The 14,476-nt window shown below is 72.7% G+C and carries 10 protein-coding genes; 6 read left to right on the top strand and 4 right to left on the bottom strand.

What is annotated here, in order from left to right:
* Positions 1-71: 71 nt before the first annotated feature.
* Positions 72-1,292: a signal recognition particle-docking protein FtsY gene (ftsY, locus tag OG875_RS07230; protein ID WP_330173397.1), complete on the top strand. Its 1,221-nt coding sequence runs from the start codon at positions 72-74 to the stop codon at positions 1,290-1,292.
* A 295-nt stretch (positions 1,293-1,587) separates the two neighbouring features.
* Here ftsY and OG875_RS07225 read toward each other — a convergent pair whose 3' ends face one another.
* Positions 1,588-2,247: a bifunctional DNA primase/polymerase gene (locus tag OG875_RS07225; RefSeq protein ID WP_330173396.1), complete on the bottom strand. Its 660-nt coding sequence runs from the start codon at positions 2,245-2,247 to the stop codon at positions 1,588-1,590.
* A 551-nt stretch (positions 2,248-2,798) separates the two neighbouring features.
* Between OG875_RS07225 and nsdA the strand changes: the two genes are divergently transcribed.
* The 5 genes from nsdA (at position 2,799) to ffh (ending at position 10,730) form a co-directional block, all read left to right on the top strand.
* Positions 2,799-4,265 (top strand): transcriptional repressor NsdA, encoded by a 1,467-nt coding sequence (nsdA, locus tag OG875_RS07220; protein ID WP_330173395.1) that lies wholly within the window; start codon positions 2,799-2,801, stop codon positions 4,263-4,265.
* Between the two features lie 316 nt (positions 4,266-4,581).
* On the top strand, positions 4,582-5,868 hold the full coding sequence (locus tag OG875_RS07215) for an ammonium transporter (protein ID WP_330173394.1): 1,287 nt from the start codon (positions 4,582-4,584) through the stop codon (positions 5,866-5,868).
* On the top strand, positions 5,865-6,203 hold the full coding sequence (locus tag OG875_RS07210; protein ID WP_078074856.1) for a P-II family nitrogen regulator: 339 nt from the start codon (positions 5,865-5,867) through the stop codon (positions 6,201-6,203). Before OG875_RS07215 ends, OG875_RS07210 begins: the two co-directional genes overlap by 4 nt.
* A gap of 316 nt (positions 6,204-6,519) precedes the next feature.
* Positions 6,520-8,973, top strand: coding sequence for a [protein-PII] uridylyltransferase (locus OG875_RS07205; protein ID WP_330173393.1), 2,454 nt, complete (start codon positions 6,520-6,522; stop codon positions 8,971-8,973).
* A gap of 206 nt (positions 8,974-9,179) precedes the next feature.
* The gene (gene ffh / locus OG875_RS07200; RefSeq protein ID WP_330173392.1) at positions 9,180-10,730 is read left to right on the top strand and encodes a signal recognition particle protein; all 1,551 of its coding nucleotides are present in this window, start codon (positions 9,180-9,182) and stop codon (positions 10,728-10,730) included.
* A gap of 144 nt (positions 10,731-10,874) precedes the next feature.
* Here ffh and OG875_RS07195 read toward each other — a convergent pair whose 3' ends face one another.
* Genes OG875_RS07195 through OG875_RS07185 form a run of 3 tightly spaced genes read right to left on the bottom strand, consistent with a single transcriptional unit; the run spans position 10,875 to position 14,476 of the window.
* Complete coding sequence (locus tag OG875_RS07195) at positions 10,875-12,155, bottom strand: phosphopentomutase (RefSeq protein WP_330173391.1); 1,281 nt, start codon at positions 12,153-12,155, stop codon at positions 10,875-10,877.
* Between the two features lie 53 nt (positions 12,156-12,208).
* A complete protein-coding gene (locus OG875_RS07190) occupies positions 12,209-13,369 on the bottom strand; it encodes an alanine racemase (RefSeq protein ID WP_330173390.1) in 1,161 nt (386 codons plus the stop codon).
* 3 nt (positions 13,370-13,372) lie between these two features.
* Positions 13,373-14,476, bottom strand: coding sequence for an aminotransferase class V-fold PLP-dependent enzyme (locus OG875_RS07185; RefSeq protein ID WP_330173389.1), 1,104 nt, complete (start codon positions 14,474-14,476; stop codon positions 13,373-13,375).

Here is a 14,476-nt window from a genome sequence, read left to right as displayed (position 1 = left end):
ATTCGCCGCCCCGTACGGGCCCGGCATCTCCCCGTCGGCCCAAGCCGGCCGGCTCCTGCGAAGATGGCCGGGTGGACATCGTCATTCTCGCCGTAGTCATCGCCCTGGTCGCCGTCGCCGTGATCAGCGGGCTCGTGGTCAGCGGCCGCAGGAAGAAGCAGTCGCCGCCCTCGGCACCGTCGAGCACGCCGACCGTCACGACCCCGCCCGCGGAGCCGCACGTCGGCGACGAGGCGGGGCCGCCCCGGGAGGAAACCCGCCGCACCGTCGAGGAGGTGGGTCTGCCCGGCACGGCCGACGCGACCGCGACGCCGCCCGCCGTCGAGGACCCCGTCGTGGGCGCCCCGCCCGTGGCGATCGAGGTCCCGGAACCGTCCGCGGGCCGGCTGGTCAGACTCCGCGCCCGGCTCGCCCGCTCCCAGAACACCCTCGGCAAGGGGCTGCTCACGCTGCTGTCGCGCGAGCACCTGGACGAGGAGACGTGGGAGGAGATCGAGGACACCCTGCTCACCGCCGACGTGGGGGTCGCACCCACCCAGGAGCTGGTGGAACGGCTGCGTGAGCGGGTCCGCGTACTCGGTACGCGGACGCCCGACGAACTGCGGGCGCTGCTGCGCGAGGAACTGCTCGCCCTCCTCCGTACGGACTTCGACCGCGCCGTGAAGACCGAGAGCGGTCTGGACACACCGGGCGTGGTGATGGTCGTCGGCGTCAACGGCACCGGCAAGACCACCACGACCGGCAAGCTGGCGCGCGTCCTGGTGGCCGACGGCCGGTCGGTGGTGCTCGGCGCCGCCGACACCTTCCGCGCCGCCGCCGCCGACCAGCTCCAGACGTGGGGCGAGCGCGTGGGCGCCCGTACGGTGCGCGGCCCCGAGGGCGGCGACCCGGCGTCGGTCGCCTTCGACGCGGTCAAGGAGGGCATCGCCGAGGGCGCCGACGTCGTGCTCATCGACACGGCGGGGCGGCTGCACACCAAGACCGGTCTGATGGACGAACTCGGCAAGGTCAAGCGCGTCGTGGAGAAGCACGGTCCGCTGGACGAGGTGCTGCTGGTCCTGGACGCCACGACGGGGCAGAACGGCCTCGTGCAGGCGCGGGTGTTCGCCGAGGTCGTGGACGTCACCGGCATCGTGCTGACGAAGCTGGACGGTACGGCCAAGGGCGGCATCGTGATCGCGGTGCAGCGCGAGCTGGGGGTGCCGGTGAAGCTGATCGGGCTGGGCGAGGGGCCGGACGACCTGGCACCGTTCGAGCCGGAGGCGTTCGTCGACGCGCTGATCGGCGGCTGAGCGACGCCGTACGGGGCGCGTGGGAGACCATCCCGGCGCCGCAGCACCGTACGGGGCGCAGCGAGGCGCCGTACGACAGAAAGGGCCCTTCCGCGCGGCGAGCGTGCGGTGGGGCCCTTCGTACGGAGGTGGCGCGCGGGCACGCGGGTACGGAGGTGGCGCGGACCCTTCGTACGGAGGCGGCGCGCGGACATGCGGGCGCGGAGGTGGCGCGGACACCTCCGTACGGAGGTGGCGCGTCGGGTACGTCGCCGGGGCCGCGCGGCCGGCGGTCTCTCGGCTGCGCGGGCGGGACTCAGTCGCGTACGGGCGAGCGGTGGCACACGTACGCCAGGGTGCCCAGCAGCAGCCGCGCCCGCGGCGGATCCGCGGCGGTGTCCGGCACCGGCGGGCGGAGCCAGCGGACGGGCCCGAGGCCGCCGAGGTCCGACGGCGGGGCGGTGACATGGTCGCCGGCGCCCAGGCAGCGCAGATCGAGTCCGGCGTCGTCCCAGCCCATCCGGTAGAGGAGCCGGGGCAGTTCGGCCGCGGCGCCCGGCGCGACGAAGAAGAGCGCGCGCCCCGTCGGGGTGACGGCGACGGGGCCCAGCGGCAGCCCCATCCGCTCCAGCCTGACCAGGGCGCGGCGGCCCGCCGTCTCGGTGACGTCGAGGATGTCGAAGGAGCGCCCCACGGGGAGCAGTACGGCCGCTCCGGGCGTCTCGGACCAGGTCCTGGCGGCATCGTCCAGGGTGGCACCGGCGCGGACCTCCAGGGCCGGGTCCAGCGGATGCGCGCCCGGTGCGCGGCAGTCGGCGGCGCCGCAGGAGCAACGGCCCGCCGTCGCGCGTGCGCCGGGGACGACGTCCCAGCCCCAGAGCCCCGTGTACTCGGCCACCGTCGTGCACTCGGCACCTCGGCCACGGCGCCGCGAACCGGCCCGCATCTCCCGGATTCCGCCGATCGTGAAGACCATGTCCCCTCCAACGGGTCGAGCTCGTGGGTAGTTACGACGCGGAATCCCGCCCTGATCCTCCGTCCGCCCTGCCTTTCCGCGGCTCTCGCGCAGCTATCCCGCAGCTGTCGTGCGGGCCTGTCACGCGGTCGGAGCGGCCTCGTCGCGATCCCGCTCCGGCCTCGTGCCGATCCCGCCCCGGCTGCCGCGCGCCGACGGCGCGAGCGGGTTCGCGGACGGTGCGCCCCGTGGCGCGCACGCCCCCGTGCGCCCGGTGCGGGCCCCTCCGCCGCTTCCTGATCGACGCGTGTCAAGTGAATCGCGCCTGGCCACAGGCGAGTTCATTCGAAGGGGTGGCGAATGGTGGCGTTTACGGATTCCCCTTCACGGGAGGGGTGATCGTAGGATTACTTTGAGTACGCGAACGGTGGGGGGCTTCGTACGTTCGTCGTTGTGCCGCGGGCAACTCGGTTTCCCGTTCGAAGACGCGCGATCCCCGGACAGGCGAACGTGACTGACGGCATTCTGGTAGAAGTTCGCGCGACAGGGCTTCAGCGGATGGGGGCGTTCCAGTGGGCGGCAGCGGCGCAGGCGGTACGGCTGCCGGCAAGCGCCCGAACGAGCAGCTGACCTCCTGGTTCGGCCGCAGCGGCTGGTCCAAGGGCGAACTCGCGCGCCAAGTGAACCGCAGGGCCCGCCAGCTGGGCGCCCACCACATCAGCACCGACACCTCACGCGTACGCCGCTGGCTCGACGGCGAACAGCCCCGGGAGCCCATTCCGCGCATCCTCTCCGAACTGTTCTCCGAGCGCTTCGGCGTCGTCGTCGCGGTCGAGGAACTCGGGCTGCGCGCCGCGCACCAGTCGCCCTCGGTGTCCGGCGTCGACCTGCCCTGGGCCGGCCCCCAGACCGTCTCCCTCATCAGCGAGTTCTCCCGCAGCGACCTGATGCTCGCCCGGCGCGGCTTCCTGGGGACGTCGCTCTCGCTCGCCGCCGGGCCCGCCCTCGTGGAACCGATGCAGCGCTGGCTGGTGCCCACCTCACCGGCCGACCAGGACGAGCCGCCCGCGCCGCGCCGCGCGTCCCGGCTCTCCGCCGCGGAACTGGATCTGTTGGAGGCCACCACCGCGATGTTCCGTCAGTGGGACGCGCAGTGCGGCGGCGGACTGCGGCGCAAGGCCGTCGTCGGCCAGCTCCACGAGGTGACGGACCTGCTCCAGGAGCCGCAGCCCGAGGCCGTCTCACGGAGACTCTTCCGCTGCGCGGCCGAACTGTCCGAACTGGCCGGCTGGATGAGCTACGACGTGGGCCTCCAGCCCAACGCCCAGAAGTACTTCGTCCTGGCCCTGCACGCCGCCAAGGAAGCGGGCGACAAGGCCCTCGGGTCGTACATCCTCTCCTCGATGAGCCGTCAGATGATCCATGTCGGCCGCCCCGACGACGCGTTGGAACTGATCCACCTCGCCCAGTACGGCAGCAGGGACTGCGCCACCGCCCGTACGCAGTCGATGCTGTACGCCATGGAGGCGCGGGCCTACGCCAACATGGGCCAGCCCGGCAAATGCAAACGCGCGGCGCGCATGGCGGAGAACACCTTCGCCGACGCGGGGGACGACGGCCATCCGGAGCCCGACTGGATCCGGTTCTTCTCCGAGGCCGAACTCAACGGCGAGAACGCCCATTCCTACCGGGATCTCGCCTACGCGGCCGGGCGCAGCCCGACGTACGTCTCGCTCGCCGAGCCCGCCATGCGGCGCGCCGTGGAGCTCTTCGAGAAGGACGACGAGCACCAGCGGTCGTACGCGCTGAACCTCGTCGGGATGGCAACCGTCCACCTTCTCAAGAGGGAACCCGAGCAGTCCACACCTCTGATCGAGGAGGCGCTGGACGTGGCCAGGAAGGTGCGTTCCGAGCGCGTCAACACGCGGCTGCGCAAGACGGTGGCCATCGCCACGAGGGACTTCGGCGACGTCTCCGAGATCGGCGGGCTCACCGAGCAGCTGGCGGAGGGGCTCCCGGAGGCCGCGGAAGCCGTCTGAACGGCCCGTGGAGCGCGTCGCGGCCCCGCCCTGGTCTCCCAGGGGCTCCGGGGGTGCGGAAGGGCCCCTGGCGGCCCGTACGCCGCTTCGTGCCGCCGCGCCGGCGCCCCGTGCGCTGCCGGATTCTCCCAGTGCCACGCTCCGCGACACGGCAGTTCATCCAGGCGTAACACTCCGGACCACTTCGTCACTGACGCGAAACATTGGGTGGCATTGTCCGAAATCACCCCACGTCAATCTCCTCACCACCAGTCGGCCCACAGAACCACGAGCATCCGCACGGGCCGTATTTTCCACCCACGAGGAGACGCCGGCCTTGAATGGCGCAGATACCGCATTCGTATTGATCAGTGCCGCGCTCGTCATGCTGATGACGCCCGGCCTGGCCTTCTTCTACGGCGGCATGGTCCGGGTGAAGAGCGCCCTGAACATGCTCATCATGTCCTTCATCTCACTCGGCATCGTCAGTGTGCTGTGGGTGCTCTACGGGTACTCACTCACCTTCGGTGACGACATCGGTGCGGGACTGCTCGGCAACTTCGACCACATCGGTATGAAGGGCATCACCGCCGAGACCCTCACGGGCGGCAACGAGGGAATCCCCGTTTTCGCCTTCGCCCTCTTCCAACTGATGTTCGCCGTACTGACCCCGGCGCTCATGAGCGGCGCACTCGCCGACCGCGTCAAGTTCACCGCCTGGGCGCTGTTCATCACCCTCTGGGTCACCGTCGTCTACTTCCCGGTCGCGCACTGGGTGTGGCAGGCCGACGGCTGGCTCTTCAAGCTGGAGGTGATCGACTTCGCCGGTGGTACGGCGGTGCACATCAACGCCGGTATCGGAGCGCTCGCGGCCGTACTCGTCGTCGGCAAGCGCATCGGCTTCAAGAAGGACCCGATGCGGCCGCACAGCCTGCCGCTGGTGGTGCTCGGCGCCGCGCTGCTGTGGTTCGGCTGGTTCGGCTTCAACGCCGGCTCCGCCCTCGCCGCCAACGGCACGGCAGCCGTCATGGCCTTCAACACGCAGATCGCCACCGGCGCGGCCATGCTCGGCTGGCTGATCTACGAGCGCATCCGGCACGGCGCGTTCACCACGCTCGGCGCGGCCTCAGGAGCCATCGCCGGTCTCGTGGCCATCACCCCGTCCGGCGCGCACGTCAACGCCTTCGGCGCGCTGCTCATCGGTGTCGTCGCCGGTGCGGCGTGCTCGTGGGCCGTCAGCCTCAAGTACAAGCTGGGTTACGACGACTCCCTCGACGTGGTCGGCGTCCACCTCGTCGGCGGCGTCATCGGCACCCTGCTCGTCGGCGTACTCGCCATCGACGGAGTCGGCGGCGCCTCGCAGCTCGGCAAGCAGGCCATCGGTGCCTTCTCGGTGATGGGGTACTCCTTCGTGGCCTCCTGGATCCTGGCCAAGATCGTCGATGTCACCATCGGCTTCCGGGCCTCCGAGGACGACGAGACCAGCGGTGTCGACATGGCGTTCCACGCGGAATCCGCCTACGACTTCAGCGCGGTGGGAGGCTCGCCCTCGGGCCGAGGCAGCCTGACCACTCCTGACCCGAACCTCGCCGCCGCTGCGCGCAACAAGAAGGTGGACGTATGAAGCTCATCACCGCAGTCGTCAAGCCACACCGACTGGACGAGATCAAGGAGGCGCTCCAGGCATTCGGCGTCCAGGGACTGACGGTCACCGAGGCGAGCGGCTACGGCCGCCAGCGCGGCCACACCGAGGTCTACCGGGGCGCGGAGTACACCGTCGACCTGGTGCCGAAGATCCGCATCGAGGTGCTGGTCGAGGACGGCGACGCCGAACAGCTCATCGAGGTCGTCGTCAAGGCCGCCAGGACCGGCAAGATCGGCGACGGCAAGGTGTGGAGCGTGCCGGTGGACACGGCCGTCCGGGTACGTACCGGAGAACGCGGCCCGGACGCTCTCTGACCCCGCCGGACACGGGTCGGGACTCCGCCGCCGGACCCGGGGCCAGGACCCCGGGGCGGCGGACCGGGGTCCCGGCCCCAGGGGTCCGATGGCGGCGCGTGCTCGGTGAGCGGGCACGCCCCGGGCGCCGGGCGCACCCCCGCCGGGGTGCGCCCGGCGCCGCTCGCGTTCCGGGAAACCGGTCGCGAGCCGGAGCCGGCCGCCCAACTCGCGACAACGTCGCGCGAGTTGCTACACCGAGCGCGCCCGGAGAACGGGCGCGCAGCGACACCGGGCGCCCGTACACGGGGCGCCCGCCGAAAGACGGGACCTGCCGGTGACCACCCCAGAACAGACAACCGGACAGCCGGACCCGGGACCCAGCGGCTACGCGGCGGCCCGGCTGCGCCTCCTTCACGAGAAGGAGCAGCCGGGGCCGCCGCGCCGCGCCGCCCTGGCACGCCTCACCGACGACTGGCTGCACGCCCTGTTCACCGCCGCGGCCCGCGCCGCGGGCGTCCAGGGCGCGGCCCTCGTCGCCGTCGGCGGCTACGGCCGCGGCGAACTGTCCCCCCGCAGCGACCTCGACCTGCTCCTCCTGCACGACGGCAACTCCGACCCCGCGGCGATCGCCGCCCTCGCCGACCGCGTCTGGTACCCGGTGTGGGACCTCGGCCTCGCCCTCGACCACTCCGTACGGACGACGGCGGAGGCCCGCAAGACCGCCGGCCAGGACCTCAAGGTCCAACTCGGGCTCCTCGACGCCCGCCACATCGTCGGCGACCCGGCGCCCACCGCCGCCCTGCGCACCGCCGTCCTCGCCGACTGGCGCAACCAGGCACCCAAGCGCCTCCCGGAACTCGACGCGCTCTGCCGCGAACGCGCCGAGCGCCAGGGCGAGCTCCAGTTCCTCCTCGAACCCGACATCAAGGAGGCACGGGGCGGGCTCAGGGACGCCACCGCGCTGCGCGCCGTCGCCGCGTCCTGGCTCGCCGACGCCCCCCGTGAGGGCCTCGCCGACGCCCGCCGGGCCCTCCTCGACGTACGCGACTCCCTGCACCTGACGACCGGCCGGGCCACCGACCGGCTCGCCCTCCAGGAACAGGACGCCGTCGCCGAGGACCTCGGCATCGACGACGCCGACGAACTCCTGCGCCGCGTCTACGAAGCCGCCCGCACCGTGTCGTACGCCTCCGACGTCACCTGGCGCGAGGTCAACCGCGTCCTGCGCTCCCGCGCCGCCCGCCCCCGTCTCCGTGCCCTCCTCGGCGGCGGCAGGTCCGCCGCCCCGGAACGCACCCCGCTCGCCGAGGGCGTCGTGGAGCAGGACGGCGAGGCCGTGCTCGCCAGGACGGCGCGGGTGGACCGCGACACCGTGCTGCCCCTGCGCGCCGCTGCCGCCGCCGCCCAGTCCGCGCTGCCTATCTCGCCGTACGTCGTCCGCCGCCTCGCCGCAGCGCCACCGCTGCCCGTGCCGTGGCCGGCCGCGGCACGCGAGGAGTTCGTCACGCTCCTCGGCGCGGGAGAACCCACCGTCGCCGTCTGGGAGGCGTTCGAGGCCGAAGGGCTCATCACGCGCCTCATCCCCGAGTGGGAGCGCGTCCGCTGCCGCCCGCAGCGCAACGCCGTGCACACCTGGACCGTGGACCGCCACCTCGTGGAGACGGCGGTCGAGGCGTCCGCGCTGACCCGGCGCGTGAGCCGCCCCGACCTCCTCCTGGTCGCCGCACTGCTGCACGACATCGGCAAGGGCCTGCCGGGCGACCACTCCGTGGCCGGTGAGCCCGTCGCGCGCTCCGTCGCCCTGCGGATCGGCTTCGACCGGGCCGACGCGGAGGTCGTCGCCACCCTCGTACGCCACCATCTGCTGCTGGTCGAGACGGCCACCCGCCGCGACCTGGACGACCCGGCCACCGTCAGTCACGTCGCCGAGAAGGTCGACTCGATCTCCACCCTCGAACTGCTCCACGCGCTCACCGAGGCCGACGCGCTCGCCACGGGGCCCGCCGCCTGGTCCACGTGGCGCGGATCGCTCGTCACCGACCTCGTGGGCCGCGTCGCCGCTGTCCTGGCGGGTCGGGCGCCCGTACCGCCCCGCCCCGTCGTCACCAGCGCGGAACAGGAGCGGCTCGCCGTCGAGGCGCTGCGCACCGGCGGCCCCGTCCTGTCCCTCCACACCCAGCCGGAACCTCCCCAGGAGGACGACGAACCGGAGCCCCTCGGAGTCGAACTGCTCATCGCCCTGCCCGACCGCCCCGGCGTCCTGCCGGCCGCCGCCGGGGTCCTCGCGCTGCACCGTCTGACGGTGCGGGCCGCCGATCTGCGCATCGTCGAACTCCCCACGACGCTCGGCGAGGCCTCCGACGTCCTGCTGCTGAGCTGGCGGGTCGCGGCGGCGTACGGCTCCCTGCCGCAGGCGACGCGGCTGCGTGCCGACCTCGTACGCGCCCTGGACGGTTCGCTGGACATCCCGTCCCGGCTCGCGGAGCGCGAGGCGGCCTATCCCCGGCGGCGCGGCACCCAGGCGCCGCCGCCCCGTGTGACGGTCGTGCCGGTCGGTTCGGAGCTGGCCACCGTCATCGAGGTACGGGCGCAGGACGCCCCCGGTCTGCTGCACCGGATCGGACGGGCCCTGGAGGAGGCGGCGGTACGGCTCCGCAGCGCGCACGTGTCCACACTGGGCGCGAACGTGGTGGACACGGTCTACGTCACCCGCGCCGACGGTGCCCTCCTTACGGAGGGGGAGGCGACGACCGTCGCCAAGACGGTGGAGGAGGCCCTGCGCGCGTGACCGGGCGCGTGGCCGTGCCGTCGCCGTAGCAGGGGTGGCTCCGGCGCCGTACGGGGCAGGGGCCCGGGGGCGGAGCCGCCCCGTACCGGCTCCGGGTCAGGCCCCGTACGGGCCTTCGCACCGGGCAGCGCCCCCGTGTTCGCCCCGGCCGGATACTCTGGAGGGCAACCCACTCTGCCCCCGACCCCTGAGGACCTACGAGCGCCGTGTTCGATACCCTCTCCGATCGCCTCTCAGCGACTTTCAAAACCCTCCGCGGCAAGGGGCGGCTGTCCGAGGCGGACATCGACGCCACCGCACGCGAGATCCGCATCGCGCTCCTCGAGGCGGACGTCGCGCTCCCCGTGGTCCGCGCCTTCACCGCGAAGGTCAAGGAGCGGTCGCGCGGCGAGGAGGTCTCGCGGGCGCTCAACCCCAGCCAGCAGATCATCAAGATCGTCAACGAGGAGCTCGTAGGCATCCTCGGCGGCGAGACGCGGCGGCTGCGCTTCGCCAAGCAGCCGCCGACCGTGATCATGCTCGCGGGCCTCCAGGGCGCGGGCAAGACGACCCTCGCGGGCAAGCTGGGCCTCTGGCTCAAGGGCCAGGGCCACTCCCCCCTGCTCGTCGCCTGCGACCTCCAGCGCCCCAACGCCGTCAACCAGCTCTCCGTGGTCGCCGAGCGCGCGGGCGTCTCCGTCTACGCCCCGGAGCCCGGCAACGGCGTCGGCGACCCGGTCAAGGTCGCCACGGACTCCATCAAGTACGCCAAGGACCGGGTCCACGACGTCGTCATCGTCGACACCGCCGGCCGCCTCGGCATCGACGAGGAACTGATGCGGCAGGCCGCGGACATCCGCGACGCCGTCAGCCCCGACGAGGTCCTGTTCGTCGTCGACGCGATGATCGGCCAGGACGCGGTCAACACCGCGGAGGCGTTCCGCGACGGAGTCGGCTTCGACGGCGTCGTGCTGTCCAAGCTGGACGGCGACGCGCGCGGCGGCGCCGCGCTCTCCATCGCGCACGTCACCGGCAAGCAGATCATGTTCGCCTCCAACGGTGAGAAGCTGGACGAGTTCGACGCGTTCCACCCGGACCGCATGGCGTCCCGCATCCTCGACATGGGCGACATGCTCAGCCTCATCGAGCGGGCCGAGCAGACCTTCAGCCAGGCCGAGGCCGAGAAGATGGCCCAGAAGCTGGCGAAGGGGCCGAAGGAGTTCACGCTCGACGACTTCCTCGCGCAGATGGAACAGGTCCGCAAGATGGGCTCCATCTCGAAGCTGCTCGGCATGCTGCCCGGTATGGGGCAGATGAAGGAGCAGCTCAACAACATCGACGAGCGGGACGTCGACCGTACGGCCGCGATCATCAAGTCGATGACGCCTGCCGAACGCAACGAGCCGACGCTCATCAACGGCTCGCGCCGGGCGCGGATCGCCAAGGGTTCGGGTGTCGAGGTCAGCGCCGTGAAGAGCCTGGTGGAGCGGTTCTTCGAGGCGCGCAAGATGATGTCGAAGATGGCTCAGGGCGGCGGGATGCCCGGCATGCCGGGCCTTCCGGGCTCGGGAGGCGGCCCCGGCCGGCAGAAGAAGCAGCAGAAGCAGGCCAAGGGCAAGCGGCGTTCCGGCAACCCGATGAAGCGCAAGGCCGACGAGCAGGCCGCCGCCACACGGCGCGAGGAGGCGGCGCAGTCGGGCGGCGCGTTCGGCCTGCCGCAGGCCGGGGCGGACAAGAACTTCGAACTGCCCGACGAGTTCAAGAAGTTCATGGGCTGAGCGGCTGGGTGGCCGGGTGGCTGGGTCTGCTGAGCGGGCCGAGGCCCTCGGCCTCGGCCGGAGCCGCGACGGCGCGGGCCACGTCCGCCGTGGTTCTCAGTCCCGGCTGTCCGGCCGTCGTCCCGCGTCTCAGGGGCCGGCCGGCTACAGCGGCCCAGCCGAACGGCCGGAGGACCCGCTGAGCAGCGTCTCACCCGTCGTGAGCTCGGCCGGATCCAGGCCGAGGGCCGCCGCGGCTGTCGCCCCGACGTCCGCCAACGTGGCGGCGTCCGGGAGACGTTCGATTCCCGAGGCGTCCGGGCGGTGCATCAGGACCGGGACGTACTCACGTGTGTGATGGGCGTGACCGACCGTCGGGTCGTTGCCGTGGTCGGCCGTGACGATCAGGCGGTCGCCCGGCCCCGTGAGCAGCCCCGTCAGCTCGGCGAGCCCGACGTCGACCTGCTCCAGGACGCTCCCGAAGCGCTCCGTGTCCTGCTGGTGGCCCGCGAGATCGCTCTCCTGGACATTGGCGACCACGAGGCCGCCCCGCCCGCCCCGTACCGCGCCCCGTCCCGCTTGTACGGCGCTCCGCACCGCCGACAGGGTGTGCTCCAGTACCTCCGCCGTCGCGACGGCGGGGCGCCGTACGGCGGCGTCACACGCCAGGATGTCCGCCGCCTTGCCGACGAGGGTGACCGGTAGACCCGCGCGGGCGGCGACGTCGGGGAGTTGCCGGGTGTGGTCGAGGGAGGCGCCCAAGTGCCGCACCTGGAGGCCCCCGTTGCGGTAGAAGCCGCTGGCCGGGGTGTCCAGCCCGACGGTGCCGCCGTCACCGTCCCGTACGTACGCGGTGAGCGTCCGGTCCGCGTGGCCGCCGACGGCGATCACGCGGGCGACCGGCGCCACGGCCCGCACCGTGCGGGCGACGGACAGGATGCGGTCGAAGGACACGTCGCTCAGCCGCCCCGAGGCGTTCCAGTTGATGCCGGGATCGGCCTCCAGGTTGTCGTGGACGAGTACGGCCCCGTCCACGAGCAGAAGCGGCCGTTCCCCCAAGGGTTCGACCAGGTGCCCCGCGGCCTTGAGCGCGCCGCTCACCTCGTCGAGGTGCCCGGCGAGCGGTGCCACCGTGACCCGGCTGAAGTCCGCCCCCATCATGGTCTGATGCCCGGCGAACGTGTCCGCCCCCGGATAACCCAGCGCCGCCCGGCCCACGGCGACGGGGCGGTCGGTCCGGCGCGCGAGGTCCGGATGCGGACGGACCAGGCCGAGGCCCAGCGCGCCGAGAGCGGGCAGCCGGAGCGGCCGGCCCAGTGCCGCACGACAGTGGTCGAGAACGTGGCCGCAGGTGTCGGCGCTGAGATCGCCGGGGCGCAGCGCCCCGGCGTCCGGCATCGCGCCGACACCGAACCCGTCGATGACCACGATCACCAGGGTGCTCATGCTGCGGTTCACGCTCCTGCTCCGGGGTGCGGGTGCGGGTGCGGTGCGGGGCCTCACCGGACCCGGCCCTGGGCGTCGTAGAGACCGGTCAGCCTCGGCTTCCCGGTGGAGAGCCCGGCGACGACCGCGACGGTCGAGCGGGTGACGAAGATCTGGGTGCGGAAGGCGAGGACGGCGGTGTCTCCGACCTCAACATCCGCGGCGTGGCGGGGGCGTTGGAGCAGCCGGTAGTAGTCGATGTTCTCCGCCGGCGCGTCCAGTACGGGCAGTCGCAGTCCGGCACGCGGCAGCAGGGCGTCACGGATGCGGGCACGCGGGTAGAAACCGCCGCCGTGGAGCGCCGGCCGCCCGTCCGCCAGGGTGTGGGCGACCTCGCTGACGTACACGTACGCGGGCCGCTCGGGCTGCCGGCGGTCGATCGCGTGCAGGGGGGTCGTCCCGGTCAGGGCGTGACCCGGTTCACCGTGCGTGGCCCCGAGCTCGGCCAGCAGGGGGAGGGTGGCCACGCAGGTGGCGCTCGGCGCGCTGAGCTTCAGACCCTCGTGGCCCCGCGCGGCCAGCAACTCGCGCGACGTGATCGCGAGTTGGAAGTTCTGGGTGGGGGCCGGGGCGCCGGTCAGCGGATCGCACAGGACACAGGGGAACGCGGTGACGCCCGCGATCCTGATGCCGGGCAGTGCCTCCGCCGCCGTCGCGAAGTCGGTGAGCCCGGCGAGCGGCACACCCCCCTCCTGCCCCGGATAGACCTTGTCGGTGCCTTCCAGCCTCACGAGTACGTCCTGGACGAATCCGAGGCGCCGGGCGGCGTCGGAGACGGCGCGCGCGTTGGCCAGGTCGAACACGGTCACCGTCTCGGGCCGCAGGCCGAGCACGGCGGGCAGTTGACGGGGCGGGATCTGTACGAGGTGGCCGACGTTGCCTGCGCGGGCCCCCGCATCGTGCAGCAGCAGCGCCTCGTACGGATCGATCGCCGCGAACCGGGGGATGTGCCGCGCGATCGCCCGGACCAGGGCCGGGTTGCGGCCGATCTGCTTGACCACGAACCAGAGGCTGAGGCCGAGCCGTTCGGCCTCCCCGGCCAGCAGCGCGGCGTTGGCCTCCACGGAGTCGGCGTCGATCACATACGTGTCGGGAGGAACGGCGCCGGAGCGGTGCAGCGACACCGCCACGTCGACAAGTTCGGGATTGCGGGCCAGGACGGCGTCCAGGAACACGGGTCAGTCCTTCAGGTCGTGCAGCGAACGCCGCAGGATCTCGATCACCAGGTCGGAGCCGGCCCGCATCGGGTTGATCCGCACGGTCCGGTCGGCGAGTTCAGGAGCGTCGTCGATGGACGAGCCGGACATGCGGTAGAAGAGCGGGGCGATCTCGTAGCGGGAGTTGGAGCCCACGGGGTACGGCGCGGCGCCGTACCGGGCGGCGACGGCGGGCAGTTCGCCCGCGACGGGGCGCTCCAGCAGTACGAGCAGGCAGCGGTCCTGCGCGTTGGCGATCCGGACCTCCGCCACGCCGGGCACCTCCCCGGCGGCGAGCCGCTCGGCGATCTCGGCGCCGACCTGCGACTGGACGGCCCACATGACGGGGACGTGGGTGAGCGCGCGCAGGGCGTCGAGGGCCTGGTTGCCCTGCACCTGGCCACCGCCCGAGTAGTTGTCGGCCCGTACCCTCTCGACGATGTCGGCCGTCCCGACGACGGCGCCGACGCCCTCGGGGCCGTGCAGTTTGAAGAGGGAGAAGCACGAGGCGTCGGCGCCCAGCTCAACTCCGCACGACGGGGCGCGCATGACCGCGTAGTTGTCGTCGACGATCGTGCGCACCCCGGCCGCCCGGCAGACCGCGACGACCTCCCCCGCGTCGTACGAGTCCGCGAGCCGCTGCCTGCTGTGCTGGACGTACGCCCACCGGAACCCACCCGACTCCAGGGCCCGACGGAGCGCCCCGCCGTCGTTGAAGTCCGCCTCGACGGTGCGGACCCCGAGCCCGCGCAGCGTCACCGCGGTCGTGCGGTAGACCGGCGCCCGGTGGATCAGCAGCGGGTCGCCGGGGCCCACGGCGCCCTGGAGCGCGGCGCGGATGGCCCCGGTGCCCGCGCCCTGCACCAGCGCGGCGTCCTCGGCACCGAAGAAGTCCGCCAGCACCGCCTCGACCCGGGCAGTGGTACGGGGCCGGCCCAGCTCCGGCACCACGCCCGCGTCCGCCTCGAACAGCTGCTGACCCTCGAACCGCGCGGCAACGCACTCCAGCAGCCGGAACTGCTTCCGGACCGCGTCGTCCAGCGCGATCGTCGCCAGGGGGAAGGTCCGTGGCAGTCGTACGGCCAT

It is taken from the genome of Streptomyces sp. NBC_01498 (assembly GCF_036327775.1).
Taxonomy (GTDB): domain Bacteria; phylum Actinomycetota; class Actinomycetes; order Streptomycetales; family Streptomycetaceae; genus Streptomyces.
The sequence above is the reverse complement of the archived record's forward strand: the minus strand, read 5'-3'. Positions and strand labels throughout refer to the sequence as shown.